21 protein-coding genes are annotated in these 20,946 nt (G+C 53.5%); 5 read left to right on the top strand and 16 right to left on the bottom strand.

All coding sequences use genetic code 11. The features are described from left to right. Window positions 1-86 precede the first annotated feature (86 nt). From AQ981_RS14920 to ulaA, 6 genes are read right to left on the bottom strand one after another with little or no spacing between them, the layout of a single operon-like run. Window positions 87-773 (bottom strand): L-ribulose-5-phosphate 4-epimerase, encoded by a 687-nt coding sequence (locus tag AQ981_RS14920; RefSeq protein ID WP_058912533.1) that lies wholly within the window; start codon window positions 771-773, stop codon window positions 87-89. After that, window positions 773-1,627, bottom strand: a complete 855-nt coding sequence (locus tag AQ981_RS14915; protein ID WP_058912532.1) for an L-ribulose-5-phosphate 3-epimerase — start codon at window positions 1,625-1,627, stop codon at window positions 773-775. The genes AQ981_RS14920 and AQ981_RS14915 overlap by 1 nt, the downstream gene beginning before the upstream one ends. Window positions 1,628-1,636: 9 nt before the next feature. Continuing rightward, window positions 1,637-2,293 carry a 3-keto-L-gulonate-6-phosphate decarboxylase UlaD gene (locus AQ981_RS14910; RefSeq protein WP_161969171.1) on the bottom strand — a complete coding sequence of 219 codons (657 nt, stop codon included), beginning with the start codon at window positions 2,291-2,293 and terminating at the stop codon, window positions 1,637-1,639. A 9-nt stretch (window positions 2,294-2,302) separates the two neighbouring features. Continuing rightward, the gene (gene ulaC, locus AQ981_RS14905; RefSeq protein ID WP_058912530.1) at window positions 2,303-2,773 is read right to left on the bottom strand and encodes a PTS ascorbate transporter subunit IIA; all 471 of its coding nucleotides are present in this window, start codon (window positions 2,771-2,773) and stop codon (window positions 2,303-2,305) included. A gap of 9 nt (window positions 2,774-2,782) precedes the next feature. Further along, the gene (gene ulaB / locus AQ981_RS14900) at window positions 2,783-3,088 is read right to left on the bottom strand and encodes a PTS ascorbate transporter subunit IIB (RefSeq protein WP_058912529.1); all 306 of its coding nucleotides are present in this window, start codon (window positions 3,086-3,088) and stop codon (window positions 2,783-2,785) included. 20 nt (window positions 3,089-3,108) lie between these two features. Next, window positions 3,109-4,506: a PTS ascorbate transporter subunit IIC gene (gene ulaA, locus AQ981_RS14895; protein ID WP_058912528.1), complete on the bottom strand. Its 1,398-nt coding sequence runs from the start codon at window positions 4,504-4,506 to the stop codon at window positions 3,109-3,111. A 363-nt stretch (window positions 4,507-4,869) separates the two neighbouring features. On the opposite strand from ulaA, the gene ulaG reads away from it, so the two are divergent. Together ulaG and ulaR are read left to right on the top strand one after the other, a co-directional pair. Next, entirely contained in the window at window positions 4,870-5,934 is a 1,065-nt protein-coding gene (gene ulaG, locus AQ981_RS14890) for an L-ascorbate 6-phosphate lactonase (protein WP_058912527.1), read from the top strand. Window positions 5,935-6,047: 113 nt separating this feature from the next. Continuing rightward, complete coding sequence (gene ulaR, locus AQ981_RS14885) at window positions 6,048-6,803, top strand: HTH-type transcriptional regulator UlaR (RefSeq protein ID WP_058912526.1); 756 nt, start codon at window positions 6,048-6,050, stop codon at window positions 6,801-6,803. Here the strand turns inward: ulaR and yjfP are convergent. Further along, a complete protein-coding gene (gene yjfP / locus AQ981_RS14880; RefSeq protein ID WP_058912525.1) occupies window positions 6,790-7,554 on the bottom strand; it encodes an esterase in 765 nt (254 codons plus the stop codon). The two genes, ulaR and yjfP, sit on opposite strands and share 14 nt — an antisense overlap. A gap of 207 nt (window positions 7,555-7,761) precedes the next feature. Here yjfP and bsmA point away from each other — a divergent pair, with 207 nt between their 5' ends. Further along, window positions 7,762-8,070 carry a biofilm peroxide resistance protein BsmA gene (gene bsmA, locus AQ981_RS14875; protein WP_058912524.1) on the top strand — a complete coding sequence of 103 codons (309 nt, stop codon included), beginning with the start codon at window positions 7,762-7,764 and terminating at the stop codon, window positions 8,068-8,070. 151 nt (window positions 8,071-8,221) lie between these two features. Further along, entirely contained in the window at window positions 8,222-8,497 is a 276-nt protein-coding gene (locus AQ981_RS14870) for a YdgH/BhsA/McbA family protein (protein WP_058912523.1), read from the top strand. 51 nt (window positions 8,498-8,548) lie between these two features. Here the strand turns inward: AQ981_RS14870 and AQ981_RS14865 are convergent, their stop codons facing one another. From AQ981_RS14865 to purA, 5 genes are all read right to left on the bottom strand, one after another. Then, entirely contained in the window at window positions 8,549-10,183 is a 1,635-nt protein-coding gene (locus tag AQ981_RS14865) for an isovaleryl-CoA dehydrogenase (RefSeq protein ID WP_058912522.1), read from the bottom strand. A gap of 86 nt (window positions 10,184-10,269) precedes the next feature. Beyond that, the gene (rlmB, locus tag AQ981_RS14860; RefSeq protein ID WP_058912521.1) at window positions 10,270-11,007 is read right to left on the bottom strand and encodes a 23S rRNA (guanosine(2251)-2'-O)-methyltransferase RlmB; all 738 of its coding nucleotides are present in this window, start codon (window positions 11,005-11,007) and stop codon (window positions 10,270-10,272) included. Between the two features lie 158 nt (window positions 11,008-11,165). Then, on the bottom strand, window positions 11,166-13,598 hold the full coding sequence (gene rnr / locus AQ981_RS14855; protein ID WP_058912520.1) for a ribonuclease R: 2,433 nt from the start codon (window positions 13,596-13,598) through the stop codon (window positions 11,166-11,168). 43 nt (window positions 13,599-13,641) lie between these two features. Beyond that, window positions 13,642-14,067 carry a nitric oxide-sensing transcriptional repressor NsrR gene (gene nsrR / locus AQ981_RS14850; RefSeq protein ID WP_058912519.1) on the bottom strand — a complete coding sequence of 142 codons (426 nt, stop codon included), beginning with the start codon at window positions 14,065-14,067 and terminating at the stop codon, window positions 13,642-13,644. Window positions 14,068-14,223: 156 nt separating this feature from the next. Then, window positions 14,224-15,522 (bottom strand): adenylosuccinate synthase, encoded by a 1,299-nt coding sequence (gene purA / locus AQ981_RS14845; protein WP_058912632.1) that lies wholly within the window; start codon window positions 15,520-15,522, stop codon window positions 14,224-14,226. 682 nt (window positions 15,523-16,204) lie between these two features. On the opposite strand from purA, the gene AQ981_RS14840 reads away from it, so the two are divergent. Beyond that, window positions 16,205-16,489, top strand: a complete 285-nt coding sequence (locus AQ981_RS14840; RefSeq protein WP_058912518.1) for a hypothetical protein — start codon at window positions 16,205-16,207, stop codon at window positions 16,487-16,489. 356 nt (window positions 16,490-16,845) lie between these two features. On the opposite strand, the gene hflC is transcribed toward AQ981_RS14840, so the two are convergent. The 4 genes from hflC to hfq form a co-directional block, all read right to left on the bottom strand. Continuing rightward, window positions 16,846-17,850 carry a protease modulator HflC gene (gene hflC, locus AQ981_RS14835; RefSeq protein ID WP_058912517.1) on the bottom strand — a complete coding sequence of 335 codons (1,005 nt, stop codon included), beginning with the start codon at window positions 17,848-17,850 and terminating at the stop codon, window positions 16,846-16,848. A gap of 2 nt (window positions 17,851-17,852) precedes the next feature. Beyond that, a complete protein-coding gene (gene hflK, locus AQ981_RS14830) occupies window positions 17,853-19,118 on the bottom strand; it encodes an FtsH protease activity modulator HflK (protein WP_058912516.1) in 1,266 nt (421 codons plus the stop codon). Window positions 19,119-19,189: 71 nt separating this feature from the next. Continuing rightward, window positions 19,190-20,470 (bottom strand): ribosome rescue GTPase HflX, encoded by a 1,281-nt coding sequence (gene hflX / locus AQ981_RS14825; RefSeq protein ID WP_058912631.1) that lies wholly within the window; start codon window positions 20,468-20,470, stop codon window positions 19,190-19,192. 75 nt (window positions 20,471-20,545) lie between these two features. Continuing rightward, entirely contained in the window at window positions 20,546-20,854 is a 309-nt protein-coding gene (gene hfq, locus AQ981_RS14820) for an RNA chaperone Hfq (RefSeq protein WP_058912515.1), read from the bottom strand. Window positions 20,855-20,946: the final 92 nt, after the last annotated feature.

Below are 20,946 nucleotides of genomic sequence, written 5' to 3'. Positions count from 1 at the left end.
CAAAAAAAACTTTACTAATTTCAGGTCACAACGCTACTACGATAATTAAATACCGTTGAAAAAATCTGCACAAATTTAATGATTAATTATTTCTGGCCATAATAAGCATTCGGCCCATGTTTACGCAAAAAATGTTTATCCATTAAATAATTGTCAATCGGTTTGAGCTGCGGATTTATTTCCCGGGCTATCCACGCCATTCGCGCCACTTCTTCGAGTACGACCGCATTGTGTACCGCATCGCACGCATCGCGTCCCCAGGCAAAGGGACCATGCTGATACACCACAATACCGGGCGTATGCAGAGGATTGCTCGATCCCAGCGTCTCAATAATGACCCTGCCAGTATTTAATTCATACTCCTGCGCGACTTCCCGCTCCGTTAATGGCCGCGTGCAGGGGATATCGCCAAAAAAGTAATCCGCATGAGTGGTGCCCAGCGCCGGAATCGCCAGCCCCGCCTGCGCCCATGCTGTGGCATGGGTCGAATGGGTATGCACCACACCGCCGATATCCGGGTAGCGCAGATACAGCGCCAGATGGGTAGCGGTATCGGAAGATGGCCGCCATTTCCCGGCAATCACCTTTCCGGTCATATCAATCGTCACCATATCGTCCGCCGTCATGACGTCATAAGCCACGCCGCTGGGCTTGATGACGATGCAGCCCCGCTGACGGTCAATCGCGCTGACATTTCCCCAGGTAAATGTCACCAGCCCATGACGCGGCAACGCCATATTCGCTTCCAGGACCTGCTGTTTCAACGCTTCCATCACGCGGCCTCCATCAACCCGGCGCGGACCATACGCGCCAGTACCCACTCCCGGGCGGCTTTAACCTCCGCCAGCGGATCTTGTGCGCTTTCACTCCACATCTCAATCAGATACGGCCCACAGTAGCCACTCTGTTTCAGGGCGCCAAAACAGCGTTCGAAATCCACCACTCCGGCGCCGAAGGGGACATTTTTAAATACCCCGGGGCGAGTATCTTTGACATGCACCGCGACAATATGACCGCTCCCGGCCTGCAGCTCCATCTGCACATCGTTATCCCATGCTGAAAGATTGCCGATATCCGGATACAGCTGGAACCAGGGATTATTCAGATAGTGCGCATAGCCCAGCGCCTTGCTGATCGAATTCATTAGCGGATAGTCCATGATTTCCATCGCCAGCGTCACCTGAGCCCGACTGGCCATCTCAACGCTTTGTTTCAGTCCATCGCGAAAGCGGCTCCGGGTCTGGTCATTCGCCTGCTGATAATAGACATCATATCCGGCCAGTTGAATGACCCGAATACCAGTGTCCTGCGCCAGGCGGATCGCCTTACGCATGATCTCCAGCCCCCGTTCGCGGATCGCATCGTCTTCGCTGCCGAGCGGAAAGCGCCGATGGGCGCTCAGGCACATGGAAGGAACGCGTACCCCGGTGTCCGCCACCGCCTGCACCAGCGCCAGCCGCTGTTCGCGGCTCCAGTCAAGGCGCGCCAGGCGAGCATCGGACTCATCCACCGACATCTCTACGAAGTCAAACCCCAGGTTGGCCGCCTGGCTCAGGCGCTCCCGCCAGCACTCCCCGGCGGGAAGCGCCTTTTCATAAATCCCCAGCGGGACAGTTTTTTGCAACATAGCCGCCCCTTAGCCCCATAGCTGAGCGATTGCGCGCTTAAACTGACGGGCGGCCTCCACCGGAGACGCCGCGTCGCGGATGCTGCGCCCGGCGATAAAGACATGAACTGGAATACCTTTAAACAGCGGCAGATCCTCCAGCGCCAGCCCACCGGTTACCGTCACCTTAAACCCCATATCGGACAAACGCCGGATAGCGCTGATATCTGATTCGCTCCACGCCACACCGGCGGCCTGAGCATCGCGACTGCGGTGATAGACCACCTGGCCGATCCCGGCCTCGCGCCACGACTGCGCCTGTTCCCATGTCCAGTAACCGGTAAGCTCAATCTGCACATCGCCGTTAAACTCCCGCGCCACATCCAGAGCGCCTTTAGCGGTATTAATATCGGCACAACAAATCACCGTTACCCAGTCGGCATCCGCTTCGAAGCACATCCTTGAGAGGATCTTGCCGGCATCGGCGATTTTGGCGTCCGCGAGAACGATTTTGTGGGGATACAGTGCTTTAAGATCGCGCACCGCCCGCACCCCTTCGCCAACACAAAGGATGGTGCCGACTTCGATGATATCCACCTCTTCGGCAATCAGACGGGTGGTAGCATAGGCGTGGGACAGCGTCTGGTTGTCCAGCGCCACCTGGAGCATAGGTAATTGTTGAGACATAATGATTCCTTATTCTGCCTGCGCCATGGCGGCGCGATCGATTAAATCCAGCACATCCTGTTCAGAACGGCAGGCGCGCAGCCGATCGAAGTTTTCTTCGTCGTCAAACAGGTTAACAATTTGCATAATCCCCACCTCCTGGTGGGTCTGAGCATCCACCGCCGCCATGGTAATCAGGATATCCACCGGGTCGTTATCCTCATGGTTAAACGACAGCGGGGTTTTCAGGGTGACCAGCGCAAAACCGGTGCGTTTTACCCCCTCTTCCGGGCGACCGTGGGGCATAGCCAGCCCGGGGGCAATCACAAAATACGGGCCGAATTGCGCCACACCATCGAGTATGGCCTGGTAGTAGCGCGGCTCGACCACATCGGCTGCCACCAGTAGGTCAACGCCGATTTTTACCGCTTCCTGCCAGGTAGCCGCTTCCGCCTGCAAACAAATAGAATGGTTGTGCGCCAGCGAATCACGTAATTTCATGGCGCGTCCTTATTTCACGTCCTGTGGGAAATGAGCAGTAATCACCTCCATCAGCTTCGGGCCAAAATCGGCCGGCGACAGCATGTTGCGCACGCCCACCACATATTTGTTGCCAGACACGGTAATTTCGCTGGCCACATGGGTGGAGGCGATAATGATGTCAGCGCCACTGAGCTCGCTCTTGTACTCGCCTACAGCACAACTGTTGACGCTGTGATCCACGCCCTGCTGGGTAAGGAACTGATCCACTTTCATCTTCATGATCATCGAACTACCCTGGCCGCAGCCACAAACAGCGAGAATACGTACGGTCATAATCGGAACTCCTTATTGCGTTATTGCGCAGAAGGTTCTGCCAGTTGTTTTTCCGCATCTTCTTCGGCGCGCAGCGCGCGGCCGGCGAAGACCATATATGCCAGGGCAATCAGAATAATGACGCCCATAAACCACAGGCCGAGGGTCATGCCCTGCATCATCGGCGGCGCCAGAATCGACCAGTCGGCCATGCCCATCCAGGCGCTCATGCCGGTGAGTTTCACCGCCCAGACGCAGCCAAAAATTTCAATCATCCCCATCACCAGACAGATTTTCAGCGCCGCTCGCCAGCCACCAAAGTGGTTAGCGAACACGCCAATGGTGGCGTTAGAAAAGAACATCGGGATAAAGCCGGGGATAATCAAAATCGAAGAGCCGCAGACAATCAGGATCCCGACGGCGATCAGTTGCCCGATAGTGCCCCACATAAAACCCCAGACCACAGCATTAGGGGCAAAGCTATAAATCGCCGCGCAGTCGATAGCCAGAACCGCCCCCGGGATCAAGCGCTGCGAGATGCCGTTAAACGCTTCCGACAGTTCGGCCACAAACATCCTGACCCCCTGGACGATAATGAAAATCGCCACCGCAAACTGGAAACCGGTTTGCAATATGTAAATAGTCCAGTGGGTTTTACCAGCCATCGCCTGCACGGTATCCAGACCGAAGGAGACCAGAATGGCGCCAAAGAAAATCGTCATCACAATGGCGGTAGAAACAATATTGTCATGGAAGATATTCAGCCAGCCGGGCAGTTTAAGATCCTCGACGCTCTCTTCCTTTTTACCCAGATAAGGCGCCAGTTTATAAGCCAGCCACGAGGCAAATTGTTGCTGATGGCCGATGGAGAAGCCGCACCCTTCCGTCACCGCCTGAGTCGGCTTATACATCATGTTGGAGGTAATTCCCCAGTACAGGGAGACCAGCACCGCAGTACAGACAATGGTGGTCCACATCGGATAGCCGAAAATATAAAAGAAAACAGCGATCAGACCGGCCTGCTGAAACATAATGTGGCCGGTAAGCATGATAGTGCGAATGCCGGTTATCCGGCGCAGAAAGACATAACCGATATTCAGCGCCAGAGCTAACAGGACCGCATATCCCACCCAGCTATATGCATCCCCCATACGCTCAATTGTCGCCATCATTGACGCATAGGTATCGGAGATGGCGCCATTGATGCCATAGACATCAGACATTTTCGCCACCACTGGCTTAAACGTACTGGTCAGAATGCCGGACCCGGCCTGCAGTAGCATAAAGCCGATGATGGTTTTAATGGTGCCCTTAATGATCACGCTGGCGTTTTTGCGCAGCAGGATATAACCGATGCAGGTGACAATTCCCAGCAGCAGCGGCGCATTGGTCATCACCTGATTAAAAAAGACGGTAAAAATGGTGTAGAGAATCTCCATAATGTTCCCTCGTATTCGACAGTTTCCGATACCGGCCTGCAAACCACCGTAAGCAATGTGCCCTCACTCTAACAATCAGCAATAATCACAAAAAGATTATTTTTGATTAAATGTGATACAGCACGCATTTTATTTCCCTCAAAAATAAAATGGTTATTAAAACAAATAATAAATCATTTAATATCAATTAAATAAAAAACAAACCAGACTCTACACTGAAGATTACCCAAACCATAAATCCGTTTTACCGGGGAATGTCAGGAAAAAAACAATGATAAATATTGCTTTTCATCATCACAAATGCTCATATTGTGACTACTAATGATTTGTTTTGAGTAAAAACGATGCAAGGAGAACACTATCATGAGTAAAGTGGAGACCATCAGCCGGGAGTCGTGGATCCTGAATACCTTTCCTGAATGGGGAACCTGGCTGAATGAGGAGATTGAGCAGGAGCAGGTTGCACCGGGTACTTTCGCCATGTGGTGGCTGGGATGTACCGGGATCTGGTTGAAATCACAGAGTGGCGCCAGCGTGTGCGTGGATTTCTGGTGCGGTACAGGCAAACAAAGCCACGGTAATCCGCTGATGAAAAAAGGTCATCAAATGCAGCGTATGGCCGGTGTGGAGAAACTTCAGCCTAATCTGCGCACCACGCCGTTTGTCATGGATCCTTTCGCTATCCGCCAGGTCGACGCCATCCTGGCTACCCACGATCACAATGATCATATCGACGTCAATGTCGCCGCCGCCGTAATGCAAAACTGCGCCAGCGATATTCCCTTTATCGGTCCGCAAACTTGTGTAGATATGTGGATCGGCTGGGGCGTCCCCGCCGCGCGCTGTATTGTCGTGAAGCCTGGCGATGTGGTGAAAATCAAAGACATCGAAATCCATGCGCTGGATGCCTTTGATCGTACTGCATTAATTACCCTGCCACAGGGCGAAAAAGCCGCTGGCGTTCTGCCGGATGGGATGGATCGCCGGGCGGTCAATTACCTGTTTAAAACCCCTGGCGGCAACCTTTACCACAGCGGCGATTCTCACTACTCCAATTACTACGCAAAACACGGTAATGAGCATCAGATCGACGTGGCGCTCGGGTCTTACGGCGAAAATCCGCGCGGTATTACCGACAAAATGACCAGTGTCGACATTCTGCGCATGGCTGAATGTCTGAACGCGAAAGTCGTTATCCCTTTCCATCACGATATCTGGTCCAACTTCCAGGCTGACCCGCAGGAAATTCGTATGTTGTGGGAGATGAAAAAGGACCGCCTGGACTACCGGTTTAAACCATTTATCTGGCAGGTTGGCGGGAAATTTACCTGGCCGCTGGATAAAGATAAGCTGGAATACCACTACCCGCGCGGGTTTGACGACTGTTTCACGATTGAGCCCGATCTGCCGTTCAAGTCATTTTTGTAAAACGATGCTATCTCCGTGCCTGCCGCAATCCGCTGGCGGGCGCGCTTTTTCAGTATTCTTCCGCCGCCATTTCAAATATCATCTTAAAAAATCATATTTTATCGGAAAAGCTCATGACTGAAGCACAACGTCATCAAATCCTGCTCGATACGCTGCAACAAACGGGTTTTGTTACCGTTGAGCAGGTCATTGCGCGTCTCGGCGTTTCCCCGGCGACGGCGCGTCGGGATATCAACAAATTAGATGAAACCGGCAAACTGAAGAAGGTACGTAACGGCGCCGAAGCGATCGCTCAGCAGCGCCCGCGCTGGACGCCGTTGAACATCCACCAGGCCCAGAATCATGATGAGAAAGTGCGTATCGCCCGCGCTGCCTCACAGTTAGTGAGTCCCGGAGAGAGTGTGGTGATCAACTGCGGCTCCACCGCGTTTTTACTTGGCCGCGAGATCTGCGGCAAACCAGTGCAAATCATCACCAACTATCTACCGCTGGCAAATTATCTGATCGACATGGAGCACGACAGCGTCGTGATCATGGGCGGGCAATATAATAAAAGCCAGTCCATAACCCTGGGGACCCAGGATAATGAAACCTCGCTTTACGCCGGTCACTGGATGTTTACCAGCGGCAAAGGCCTGACCGCCGAAGGGCTGTATAAAACCGACATGCTTACCGCGATGGCCGAACAAAAGATGCTGAATGTGGTGGGGAAACTGGTGGTCCTGGTGGACAGCAGCAAAGTCGGCGAACGGGCCGGAATGCTCTTCAGCCGTGCCGACCAAATAGACATGGTGATTACCGGCAAGCAGGCCTCGCCGGAAGTGGTACGCAAACTTGAGGATCAGGGCGTAAAAGTTATGCTGGTGTAACCTGCAGCGTTGTGGCGAAGAAACGCACCGTCGCGTCCAGCGCTTCTGGCGTAATGCGGTGCTTAACCCCCGGCTGCCACAGGCAGGTCAGATTACCATCCAGCCCCTGCGCCTGAAGCGCCTGCTGCAATCGCCTGGTTTCCATTGCCGGCACGACATCGTCCTCTTCGCCATGCCACAACAGTAGCGGCCGGTCGGCAATATTCGCCAACTGGTGGCGCACCTCATACGCCGCCAGCGGCCTGAGGATCTCGTCAAACTGACGCTGTTGTTCAGGGTTGTGAACTTCAAGCGGTGGAAAAAGGGTGTGCGCCAGCGACAGGTAATAGCCAGACCCCATCAGGCACGCCACGCTGCGCGCCTGCGGATAGTGAGTCATTACCCCCAGCGCCGTCATTCCGCCCATTGAGGCTCCACCAACGCCCAGCCGCCCCTCTGACACCAGACGAGCCTCCACCAGCGCGTCGCGCAGGGCGGGAAACTCCAGCATATTCTGGTGCAGAATTTGCCAGAACTGGCGTATCCGTGTTTTCTCATCCCCGTCATAACGTGCGCCGTGCCGGGCAGCATCCGGCATCACGACCCGCAGCCCGGCCTGGGCCAACGCTACGGCAAAATAACTGTAAACCGTTCTGGAAGACGTAAACCCGTGATAAAACAATACGCAGGGTAGAGGCTGGTATTTTTTTCCCGCCGGAACTGCATGCAGCGTCTCAATACCGGCAAAAGACTCGGTGTAAATTTCAATCATACCCGGCTCCATTGTCTGAATGTTACAGTCCAGTACTATGGGGCTATTTGCCGGACGCTGACAAGCGTCGCGAGAATATTCCTGGTGAGAGCTGTGTTACGTTTTTCACTCATCAGGCGCTAAAAAGCGCGGCATACCTAACAAAATGGGAACATTCCCCTAACACTCATCGGGACTCTATCTAGAATAGAGTACAGGATATTAAAAATGCAGATGAAACGGTTGGCTGGTTTATTGCTCGCAGGCATCTTAAGCGGTTGTTCGGTATTTCAGGGAACACCTCAACCGCCGCCGCCATTAAACGATACTCCCCAACAAATCCAACGCAATCAGACCCAGGGTCTGCAGCGGTTGGGTACGATATCGGTTATCAGGCGCGGATCGCCAGACGACAGTGAACGAGCTATTTATAAAAAAGCCGTCGCGGCCAAAGCAGATTATTACGTTATTCTCCTGATCGATGAGACAGTAGTGTCAGGCCAATGGTATGCCCAGGCTATTCTTTACAGGAAATAACTCAACGAGATCGTTTTCGTTACATTTACATTGCTTTGCGCCTGTTGAACATTTTTCGTACACACTCTTCCACATATCAGAAATGCTGAGGATGTGGTGATGCAAAGGAATGCCCGGCGGTAACTCGGGGTAATATGAAACGGAGCTGACAATGAAACGATCGCTTGCTTTAACTTCACTTCTGCTCTCTGTCGGGCTCATCAGCACATCAGCGCGTTCGGCCGAGGAAGCCAGCGCCGATCGCGTCACGGGCCTGAATGAAATTGGTATTTTCTCACTGAGCGGCGTAAACGGTAGCCCGCAAGATATTGAACGAATTGTCGCATTTAAGGCTGACGAACACGGCGCCAGCTATTATCGCATTATCCAGATGCGCGAAAATACCGCTGAAGATCACTGGAACGTCAAAGCCATTTTCTACGCCTGATCATTCATTACCGCGACAGGGCTTTCCCGCCCGGGAAGCCCTGCCAGGTCTTTAACCGGCGCCTCCGGTCGCTCTGAGCAGGACATCCGCAATAACGTTTTCCGGCAGTAACTTCTCTCCACGACGATCCAGATGTATGCCGCACCAGGCTTCCGCCACAGGCGGTGATGCGTAACGCAGCAGTTGCGCTCCCGTGGCCAGCGCCGCCAGCCGCTGCGTCACATCGCGGGCGGCTGCTTCCTGGGGTTTACGCAACCGTTGCTGCAGCTGGCGCCAGGTACGATCGAAATGGCGGTTTTGCCCTTTAACGTCATCAAATTCCGTTGTCAGCATATCCATCACTCCATGCTGCCTGGCCAGTACCCGCATGACATCGAGGCACATGATATTGCCGGAACCCTCCCAGATACTGTTGACCGGCATTTCACGATACAACCGCGGTAACTCACTCTCTTCACAATAGCCAATCCCCCCCAGGACCTCCATGGCTTCGGCAACGAAGGGCATACCCGCTTTACAGATGGTAAATTTTGCCGCCGGTGTGAACAGACGGCACCACGCCTGATCCTGCTCCTGCTGACGGTTTTCCCATGCCCGCGCCAGTCTGAAGAGCAGCGCCGTTTGTCCCTCCAGACAGAGCGCCATACGCCCCAAAACCTGGCGCATCAGCGGCAGGTCAACAAGATTCTTACCAAACGCTTGCCGCTGATGGGCATGGTAAAGCGCAATCGAAAATGCCCGCCGCATCATGCCGTGGCTACCCAGGGCGCAATCCAGACGCGTCATTCCCCCCATCTTCAGGATTTGACGGATCCCTTCCCCTTCTTCCCCAATCAGCCAGCCCGTCGCCTCGCAGAACTCGGCCTCCGCGCTGGCATTTGAACGATTACCGGTTTTATCTTTCAGACGCGTCAGGCGAATCGCGTTACGCTGCCCGTCCGGTAAAAAGCGCGGCAGAAAAAAGCACGATAATCCGCCCCGGGTTTGAGCCAGCACCAGGTGAGCGTCACTTTGGGGAGCCGAGAAAAACCATTTATGACCGATAAGTGAGTAGGGTTCGCCGCTACCGCGCCGTTGCTGTGGTTCCGCACGGGTGGTATTGCTCAATACATCCGATCCGCCCTGCTTTTCCGTCATGCCCATACCAATCAGCAGGCCACGCTTCTGAGCGCCAGGTGCCAAATGTGAGTCATAACGGTCGCTGAGCAGCGGCTTGAGCCAGTCGCGAAAATCAGCCGGCAGCGTCTTCTCCAGCAGTGGAATGGCAGCGAAAGTCATGGTGACCGGACACAGGGTTCCGGCCTCAACCTGGGAATGAAGAATAAAACGCGCGGCGCGGGCAACCAGTGAGCCACGTCGGGCATCCTCCTGCCACGGCAGATTGTGAACCCGGTTGGCGCACAGCCCCTGCATCAACAAGTGCCAGGCGGGGTGAAAACGTACATCGTCGAGACGTTCGCCGCGCGGATCGTAACGCAGCAGTTCCGGCGGGAAGGCGTTGGCCAGCCGTCCCAGCTCCAGCGACTCAGCGGTCCCTAACTGCTGGCCGATACTCGCCAGCAGTTCAACGTCCCAGCCGGCGCCCTCGCGGATTGTCGCCTCGCGCAGCGCGGTGTCGGAAAGAAAGAGATTGCTGTTGTTCAGCGGAACCGGTTGATTGAAAACCGTATGTGTTTGCCAGTGCATCCTGTCCCTCTCCCTTTAATGGCAGTGCCATTAAGTATGGACGGCATCACTCATTCTGCCCGGAACAGGATCACAAAGCGTGGGAATCAGCCCGCGCTGCGCTGGCGTACTGCCTCAAACAGGCAAACACCGGTGGCGACCGAGACATTCAGCGATGAGACGCTGCCCGCCATCGGGATGCTAATCAGCTCATCGCAGTGTTCCCGGGTCAGGCGGCGCATCCCCTCGCCTTCTGCGCCCATCACCAGCGCCAGCGGGCCAGTCATTTTGCTCTGATACAGTGTATGATCCGCTTCGCCGGCGGTACCAACGATCCAGACACTGGCCTCCTGCAACAAGCGCATGGTACGCGCCAGGTTGGTTACCCGAATCAGCGGCACCGTTTCCGCCGCGCCACAGGCCACCTTTTTCGCTGTCGCATTAAGTTGCGCCGAGCGGTCTTTCGGCACAATGACCGCATGGATCCCAGAGGCATCCGCGCTGCGCAAGCAGGCCCCCAGATTATGTGGATCGGTCACGCCATCCAGAATCAGCAAAAAAGGCTGAGTATGCTGCTCAAGCAGCGCCGGTAGATCGTTTTCCTGATACTGACGCCCCGGTCTTACCCGGGCGATAATCCCCTGATGCACCGCGCCGTCGGACTTCTCATCCAGCCACTGGCGGTTCGCCATCTGAATCACTACCCCCTGCGCCTCCAGCGCATGAATCAATGGCAGTAACCGTTTATCTTCACGCCCTTTAAGGATAAACACTTCCTGAAAACGCTCCGGAGCACGTTCCAGCAGGGCCTGTACGGCGTGGATGCCGTAAATCATTTCACTCATGAATCTACTCACGTCGGGAGATTGAAAATCACGCTTTCCGCAACAGCGGAAAGAAAACGGCAGGCAGCGCCGCGCGCCTGGCTGCCGGGAAAAATACCGATCCCCGCCAGGCCAGGCAGAATATGCCCGGCGGGGAAAACTATGGCGGGGATTCTACCCTATTGATCTGCTTTTTTCTTTGCTGCGCGTTTCGCCTTAGTGGCGGCAGCAATTTTACGGGTCTGTGATGAAGGCTTTTTGGCTTTCTTCTCCTTCTTCACCTTTGCCTTACCCTTTTCCTTACGAAAAGCGCTATCCGGCTCAAAGTTAACCCGCTTACCCACCTCGCGGCGTTTGGTCGGCTTTCCGCCGGCAGACTTTTTCGCTTTATCCCGCGCAGTCTTACCGGCACCGCGAACCACACGCTGGCTGGAGATCAGTGAGAAGTCAATTTTGCGTTCATCCATGTTAACCGCTTCAACGCGCACTTCCACCCGGTCCCCCAGACGATAAGTCTGGCCGCTGGATTCACCAATCAACCGCTGACCAATCTGATCGAAGCGATAATAATCGTTATCCAGCGAAGAGACGTGCACCAGACCGTCAATAAACAGATCGTCAAGCCGGACGAAAAAGCCGAATCCGGTCACGCTGGAAATCACGCCGTTAAACACCTGGCCAACCTGATCCTGCATGAAATCACACTTCAGCCAGTCGGAGACTTCCCGGGTGGCCTCATCCGCCCGACGTTCAGTCATCGAACAGTGCTCGCCAAGCTGCAGCATCTCTTCTGTGTTGTAGTGCCAGCCGCCGGTATCAGTGCCTTTTCCTGCATCGTGGCCGCTGTTCTTCGCCAACAGATACTTGATTGCCCGATGCAGCAACAGATCCGGATAGCGGCGAATCGGTGAGGTGAAGTGGGCATAGGAGCTTAGCGACAGACCAAAATGACCGCGGTTTTCCGGATCGTAGATCGCCTGCTTCATCGATCGCAGCAGCATGGTCTGCAGCATTTCATGATCCGGACGATCGGCGATAGATTCCAGCAGCGCATTGTAGTCTTTCGGCTGCGGCTTGTTGCCGCCAGGCAATTCCAGCCCCAGTTCCGCCAGCACCGAGCGGAAAGCGTTGATCGCTTCAGTACTTGGACGATCGTGTACCCGGAACAGCGATGGCTCTTTGTGTTTTTCCACAAAGCGCGCCGCCGCCACGTTCGCCATGATCATGCACTCTTCAATCAACTTATGAGCATCGTTACGCTGAGTTTGTTCGATGCGCTCAATGCGCCGCTCGGCGTTAAAGATGAATTTAGCTTCTTCACTTTCAAATGAGATTCCGCCGCGCTCAGTGCGCGACTGCTCCAGGACCTTATACAGGTTATGCAGCTCTTCCAGATGTTTCACCAGCGGCTGATACTGCTCACGCAGCTCTGCGTCCCCCTGCAATATATGCCACACCTTGGTATAAGTGAGCCGAGCGTGAGAGCTCATCACCGCTTCATAGAATTTGAAAGAGGACAGATTGCCGCGTGACGACACCGTCATCTCACAAACCATACACAGACGATCGACCTGCGGGTTCAGTGAACACAGTCCGTTAGACAGCACCTCCGGCAGCATCGGAATAACCTGCGATGGAAAATATACCGATGTGCCGCGGTTACGCGCTTCTTTATCCAGCGGCGTCCACGGACGGACATAGTAACTGACATCGGCAATGGCAACCCACAGGCGCCAACCGCCGCCGCGTTTCTTCTCACAGTACACCGCGTCATCAAAGTCTCGGGCATCTTCGCCATCAATGGTTACCAGCGGCAGGTTACGCAGGTCGACGCGACCCGCTTTCGCCTCTTCCGGCACCTGTTCTTTCAGGCCGGCGATCTGCTCTTCCACCGCCTGCGGCCAGACATAAGGAATTTCATGGGTACGCAGGGCCATATCGACCGCCATACCGGTTCCCATATTGTCGCCGAGCACTTCAACAATTTTCCCGACCGCTTTAGTGCGGCGAGTGGGACGCTGAGTCAGTTCCACCACCACCACATAACCCATTCTGGCGCCCTGGATATCTTCCGGCGGGATCAGAATATCAAAGCTCAGACGGCTGTCGTCCGGCACCACAAACCCTACCCCGGCATCGGTAAAGTAACGGCCGACAATCTGGCTGGTTTTAGGGATTAATACCCGCACGATACGCGCCTCGCGGCGGCCTTTGCGATCGGCTCCCAGCGGCTGCGCCAGTACCACATCGCCATGAATGCAGGTTTTCATTTGTTCAGAAGACAGGTACAGATCGTCTTTACGCCCTTCAACGCGTAAAAAGCCATAGCCATCGCGGTGGCCAATAACGGTACCTTTCAGTAAATCAAGACGCTCGGGCAGCGCGTAACATTGACGGCGGGTAAACACCAGCTGTCCGTCGCGCTCCATGGCGCGTAACCGGCGACGCAGCGCTTCCTGCTGCTCTTCACCTTCAATATGTAATTCCTGGGCTATCTCATCCCGATTCGCGGGTTTTTCACGTTTTGAGAGATGATCCAGAATGAATTCCCGGCTGGGGATCGGATTAGCATATTTTTCTGCTTCACGTTCCAGAAAGGGATCTTGTGACATTGCGGTTCCTCCGTTGTCATCATCTGGCGGACGGGAAACCATCTCAATCCACCAGGAGTAATTTATAAAGCGGCTGGTTTTCTTCGACTAAATCGGCCAGCGTATAGTTATCCAGTTCCTGCAGAAACTTGCCAACCGCCCCGCTCAGCACCTGCTTGAGACGGCACGCGGGAGTGATATGGCAAAATTCACTGCTGCAGTTAACCAATGAGAGCGGCTCCAGCGCGCGCACCACATCGCCAACACGAATCGATGCCGCCGGTTTGCCGAGGCGAATACCGCCATTTTTACCACGCACTGCGTCTACGTAGCCTTCGCGACTGAGCTGGTTAATAATCTTCACCATATGATTGCGGGACACACCATAAACCTCCGTCACTTCAGAGATATTGGTCATTTTCCCGTCGGGAAGCGACGCCATATAAATCAGCGCCCGAAGGCCATAATCGGTAAAACTCGTTAACTGCACATCAACCTCTGTAAGGATTGCTCAACGCGGGGGGTGATAACTCTTGTATTGATGATAAACCAGCCAGCAGTCGGGCGGCTAATTTATTTGGAAACGGCAGGCAAACAACAACGCGGAAAAAGATAAAGTGGGGCGCGTCACCACGCCCCGGGCACATCATGCGTCAAACGGATCGCGCAGAATCATCGTCTCAGTACGGTCCGGACCGGTAGAGATAATATCCACCGGTACGCCGGTGAGCTCTTCAATACGTTTGATGTAGTTCAGCGCCGCCTGCGGCAAGCCGCTGCGATCTTTCACGCCAAATGTCGATTCAGACCAACCTGGCATGGTTTCGTAAATCGGCTCAATACCTTCCCAGCCATCGGCAGCCAGCGGCGTAGTCGTCACTTCGCGACCATCCGGCATCCGATACGCTACACAAATTTTCACCTCTTTCAGGCCGTCCAGCACGTCCAGCTTGGTCAGACAGAAGCCCGACAGGGAGTTGATCTGTACCGCACGGCGCACCGCTACCGAATCCAGCCAGCCGGTACGGCGACGACGGCCGGTAGTCGCGCCATATTCATTACCCTGCTTGCACAAGAACTCGCCAGTCTCATCAAACAGTTCTGTCGGGAACGGGCCAGCCCCCACACGCGTAGAATAGGCTTTGATAATGCCCAACACGTAATCTACATAGCGCGGCCCCAGACCAGATCCGGTAGCAACGCCGCCGGCGGTGGTATTCGAGGAGGTCACGTACGGATAGGTGCCGTGGTCAATATCCAGCAAAGTGCCCTGAGCGCCTTCAAACATAACAAAGTCGCCGCGCTTACGGGCCTGGTCGAGCAGGTCGGACACGTCAACCACCATACCGGTCAGGATATCAGCAATCGCCATCACGCTGTCCAGCACTTTCTGGTAGTCCACCGCGTCCACTTTGTAGAAGTTAACCAACTGGAAGTTATGGTATTCCATCACTTCCTTTAATTTTTCAGCGAAGGTGGCTTTATCAAAGAGATCGCCAACACGCAGGCCGCGACGCGCCACTTTATCTTCATAGGCCGGACCAATACCGCGACCGGTGGTACCAATAGCTTTCGCGCCACGCGCTTTCTCGCGCGCGTTATCCAGCGCAACATGGTAGTCGAGAATTAGCGGACAGGCTTCAGACAACAACAGACGTTCGCGAACCGGGATCCCGCGATCTTCCAGTTCCTTCATCTCTTTCATCAACGCTTCCGGAGACAACACCACACCGTTACCAATAATGCTGGTGACGTTATCACGAAGAATACCTGAGGGGATAAGATGGAGAACGGTTTTTTCACCGTTGATTACGAGAGTATGGCCAGCGTTATGCCCACCCTGGTAGCGCACAACATACTTAGCCCGTTCAGTCAGAAGATCGACGATCTTTCCTTTACCTTCGTCACCCCATTGGGTGCCCAGTACGACGACGTTGTTACCCATTTTCAAAATCACCGTTTGCTTAAAAATGGATTCTAACATCGGTTCTCATGATGATCAGCATTTTTTGCATACAAAATGGCGCGCCAAAGGCCATTTTTTGCACAACCAAACGTTTTCGTCGTACTTGATGCCTTTAGTCAGAGGTATTCATCATCTCTATTTTATGATCCCAAATGCCAACGCCACTAATTATAATAATCCATCATAAAATACGATAACTGACGCTATTGATGAAAAAGAATCGTTACGATAATCCATAGATTAATCAGATATTATCTTTAATTAACCATTGTACTGGCGCCTGAAACGTAAAATTCTAACGTACAATAGACTCTTTCAGTCGGCTGATTAATGCATCATCAATATCCCTTACGCTAAAATAATCCTGTTACCATCCAGCATAAAAATTTAAAGCCTGTAATAATAGCATCTGCCACCAGAGGTGAACCGTTAAATCATCCAACTAACAAGAAAAATGAATTATAGCCCGATAACAAATTCGCAAATCAAATATGTGAAATCCCGGACAATAAAAATTCAACATGAAACGCCATAGAAAAAAGACATTCATATTGCCACTAAACATAAAATACTTGTAGTATTTCAGTCTGGTGCCTTACAGGTACTTTTAAAAGCGCAGCATATTAATACATACCAGGAATTAAATAAAAAGGAATTATTCATGAAAGAGTTATCTATTATTGAAATCGAAGCAGTAAGTGGTGCGGGTTGGTTGCAGAATGCTCTTGCTAATATTGGCGGCGTTTTTGGCAATACCCTCTACAATAGCACGCCTATCCAGTTCACTGCCAGTATGACTATCCAGCAGGCAATCCCTACTCTGGGACAGGTTTTTGGTTCGTCCATTGGCCATAACCTTGGTGGTCAACTCGAAAACATGCTGACTAACCTGCCGGTAGTTGGTGGTCTGTTCGAAAAAGTATTGAGCATGGATATCAAGATCTAACACCTCTTTACTGTTTTTCAGGCAGATATCACCGGATATCTGCCTTTTTTATTAGTAGCTAGCGGCATCCTTTCAGACTGTAATTACTTCGTTTATGTGAATCTCTTTTCCTTTCAGCACAACCGTTTTTATTCCCGTTTTACCGACTGCGGCATCCTCAGGCGGATATCCGCAAGTTATCCCCTCCAGGGAAGCTGAATCGCGGCTGGTGATAAAGACCAGGTCATGATGCCTGGCCATTCCTCAGACCGTCGCGCCCCAGGTTACACCATAACCATGCTAACCATTACCTACCCAGAGCGGATAAAAAAGACCCTGCAAGCAGGGCCTTTTGGTCTTTGTAAACGATGTTTCTATTATCTACGGGTTGATTCCGGCGTCTTCATATAGCGGAAGAAATCGTTCTCCGGACTCAGCACCATAACATCCTGGTTTGAATTGAAGCTCGCCTCATAGGCGCGCAGGCTACGAATAAAGGCATAGAAATCAGGATCCTGACTGAACGCATCGGCAAACAGTTTTGCGGCTTCCGCATCCCCTTCACCGCGAACAATTCGCGCTTCACGTTCAGCTTCAGCCAGCGTGCGGGTAACTTCATAATCCGCGCCGGCCTGAATTTTCTCTCTTTCTTCCTCACCCTGGGAACGGTGACGACGCGCTACCGCTTCACGCTCCGCACGCATACGGCTGTAAATCGCTTCTGAAACTTCGTTCGGCAGGTTGATCTGCTTAATTCGCACGTCAACCACTTCAATACCCAGCGCCGCCATACTATTGGGATTGACCACCGGGATCTTACCATTGGTCTCTTCCGCCACCCGCGCCGCCGCGCTGGCAATGGCGTCATCCGCCGCTGGCGTAGCGACTTCATCTTCCGTCCCGGCCGAGCCGGAGTTCAGCGCATCGCGCACTTCCAGCGTCAGACGCCCACGGGAGTCGGTGACGATGTCTTTCACATCGAGGCGACCAATTTCTGAACGCAAACGGTCACTGAATTTACGTTTCAGCAGTACTTCCGCCTGAGAGATATCGCCTCCGCCTGTCGCCAGGTAGTAACGGCTGAAATCACTGATACGCCACTTGATATAGGAGTCAACGATCAGGTCTTTTTTCTCTTTGGTGACGAAGCGATCCGCCTGGTTATCCATGGTCTGGATACGTGCATCCAGCGTCTTCACCGATTCGATAAACGGAATCTTGAAGTGCAGACCCGGCTCAAATACCAGAGGTTTGTTTTCATCATCACGCACCACTTTACCAAAACGCAGCGTAATGCCCCGCTCTCCTTCTTTCACCACGAAGATGGAAGTGTAAAGCACTACCAGCACCACGATGATGACAGCAATTATCGACTTACGCATTGTTATTCACTCCCCCGGCGCTGATAGTCATTGCGCTGCGCGTTGGCCCGACGCTGATCCATAATGTCCCCGCTATTACTGGACGATGACGATGAGGTTGACGCACTACTACCGGACGTCGACGCTGGCGGTAAGCGCAGCAGGTTATTGGCGCCGCTATCGCTCTTTACCGCAGGCTGGCTCCCCCCTTTCAGCATCTGATCCAACGGCAACACCATCAGGTTACCGCCTTTATCATTGACCAGTACTTTACGGGTATGACTCAGGACTTTCTCCATGGTCTCGATATACAGACGTTCACGGGTAATTTCCGGGGCGGCTTTATATTCCGGAAGAATCTTCGCAAAGCGCGCGACCTCACCCTGGGCTTCCAGGATAGTCTGCGTTTTATATGCGCGAGCCTCTTCAAGGATACGCTGCGCCTGACCATTCGCTCTCGGCTGAACTTCATTGGCGTAAGCTTCCGCCTCACGGATTGACTGCTGTTCGTTCTCACGCGCCGCAATGGCATCGTCAAATGCCGCCTGTACAGCTTCCGGCGGACGAGCAGTCTGGAAGTTTACGTCCAGCAGGGTGATCCCCATGTTGTAAGGACGGATAGTCTCTTCCAGCTCGCGCTGGGTATCATTACGCACCACGGTACGCCCTTCCGTCAGGATCTTATCCATGGTGTAACGGCCGATAACGCCGCGCAGTGCGCTGTCTGTCGCCTGGCGCAGGCTGTCATCGGCGCTGGTGACGCTAAACAGATAGCGTTGCGGATCGGTTACCCGATACTGCACGTTCATTTCTACGCGCACCACGTTCTCATCAGACGTCAACATCACGCCGGAAGTGGCCAGTTCACGGACTGACTCCACGTTAACCGGACGTACTTCATCAATAAATGTCGGTTTCCAGTTCAGGCCCGGCTCCACCAGGTGGCTAAACTTACCGAAGCGTGTCACTACGCCGCGTTCAGCTTCTTTAATGGTATAGAAACCGCTGGCAGCCCAGATAACTACGGCCGCAGCGGCAACAATACCAACAACCCGACCGCCGATCTGACCACGGGGCCCCTGCCCCTGACCTGAACCACCGGTGCCTTTTCCACCGCCAATACCGCCCAATTTTTTACTTAATTTGCGGAAGATATCATCCAGATCGGGGGGACCCTGATCGCGTCCTCCCTTATTATTTCCCCCGGGGTTGGAGTTGCCGCCTTGATTATTGCTGCTGCCCCAGGGGTCGCGGTCCTGTCCGTTGTTACCGGGCTGATTCCACGCCATGTTTGTGCTCCATATTTGTTGTGCGGTGATACCCCCAGAGGGGGAAAAGTCTTCAGGACAACCCGCTCCGGCTAGACAACATAGCCCACCAGAGTCGGTTCTTGTTTACAGAGGCGACGCCAGTCGACGACGGGCATGCGAACCTGCATCCCGACGCTGCCATCCTCCTCCATCCACTCTTTTTCTATTGCCTGAAGCTGATAAAACCGGCTCCTCAGACGCCCCTCTTGTGGCGGTAAGCGCAACGTATGTTGCGCTATTTCCCCGGAAAGGCGCTCCGTCAGAGCCTGAAAAAGCAGTGGGATGCCCTCGCCGGTTTGCGCTGAAAGCCAGACGCGAATCGGCAGGTTTTCATCATTTCTATCAATACGCGGAGCAAAGTCGTCCAACATATCGATTTTATTCATTACCAGTAGCGCGGGGATCTCGTCTGCTTCGATCTCCTCCAGCACACTATTCACAGCATCAATATTTTCCTGCAACCTGACATCCGCCGCATCAATAACATGCAACAACAGCGTCGCCTGACGGGTCTCCTGCAGGGTGGCTTTAAAAGCCGCGACCAGGTCATGAGGCAGGTGGCGAATAAAACCTACCGTGTCCGCCAGCACGGTTTCCCCGACGTCATCCACATCAATGCGTCGCAGTGTGGGATCGAGCGTCGCGAATAGCTGATCCGCAGCATAAACCTGCGCTTCAGTGATACGGTTAAACAGGGTGGATTTACCGGCGTTGGTGTAGCCCACCAGAGAAATTGTCGGGACATCGGCCTTAGCGCGTGACTGCCGCCCCTGTTCGCGCTGTTTTTCTACTTTTTCAAGGCGCGAAAGGATTTGGCTAATACGATTGCGCAGTAAACGACGGTCCGTCTCCAGCTGCGTCTCTCCCGGTCCACGCAACCCGATCCCGCCCTTTTGCCTTTCAAGGTGGGTCCAGCCGCGAACCAGACGCGTTGCTAAATGGCGCAACTGCGCCAGCTCAACCTGCAGTTTGCCCTCATGGGTACGGGCACGTTGAGCAAAGATATCCAGAATCAGCCCGGTGCGATCGATAACCCGGCATTCACACAAGCGCTCCAGGTTACGCTCCTGGGCTGGCGTTAACGCATGATCGAACAAAACGACCGATGCTCCGGTGGCTTTTACTGCGTCGGCAATTTCCACTGCCTTCCCCTCACCAACAAAGTACTTCGGGTGCGGGGCCTTACGGGTACCGGTAACCACCTGCATTGCTTCGACGCCAGCGGAAGAAACCAAGGATTCAAACTCCTGAAGGTCTTCCATATCTTTGTCTTGCGAAAAATAGATGTGTACCAGCACCGCCTGCTCACCGGCATCATAACGGTCAAACAAGCGAAAACCCTCCAGAAAGATCAGCGGGGAACGCAGATAACCTGGTCCCCCGGCATGGAACAACAGCCATCAACCTTATTCGGTCTCTTCGCTGTCCTGCTGCTGGGCGCCTGACGCCTGCGCGTTACCACCGTGGTGATAATTACTGGAGCCGCCGCCAGCATTGTTACTGTGATGAGAAACCGGGCGGGACGGAACAACAGTTGAAATCGCGTGCTTATAGACCATCTGGCTGACCGTGTTTTTCAACAGGATCACGAACTGATCAAAAGACTCAATCTGACCTTGCAGCTTAATACCATTCACCAAATAAATAGAAACCGGAACACGCTCCCGACGCAGTGCGTTCAGGAACGGATCTTGTAAAGATTGCCCCTTAGCCATTCTATCTTTTCCTTATATGTTTGTTGTTTGTACTCATGAACCCACGGGCTCTGAAAAAAACTACGTAAAAATTCGCGCATGAGACGTTACAA

Source organism: Entomohabitans teleogrylli, assembly GCF_001484765.1.
In the GTDB taxonomy this organism is placed as follows: domain Bacteria; phylum Pseudomonadota; class Gammaproteobacteria; order Enterobacterales; family Enterobacteriaceae; genus Entomohabitans; species Entomohabitans teleogrylli.
Note: the sequence above shows the minus strand (reverse complement) of the source record. Positions and strands in the feature narration are given on the sequence as shown.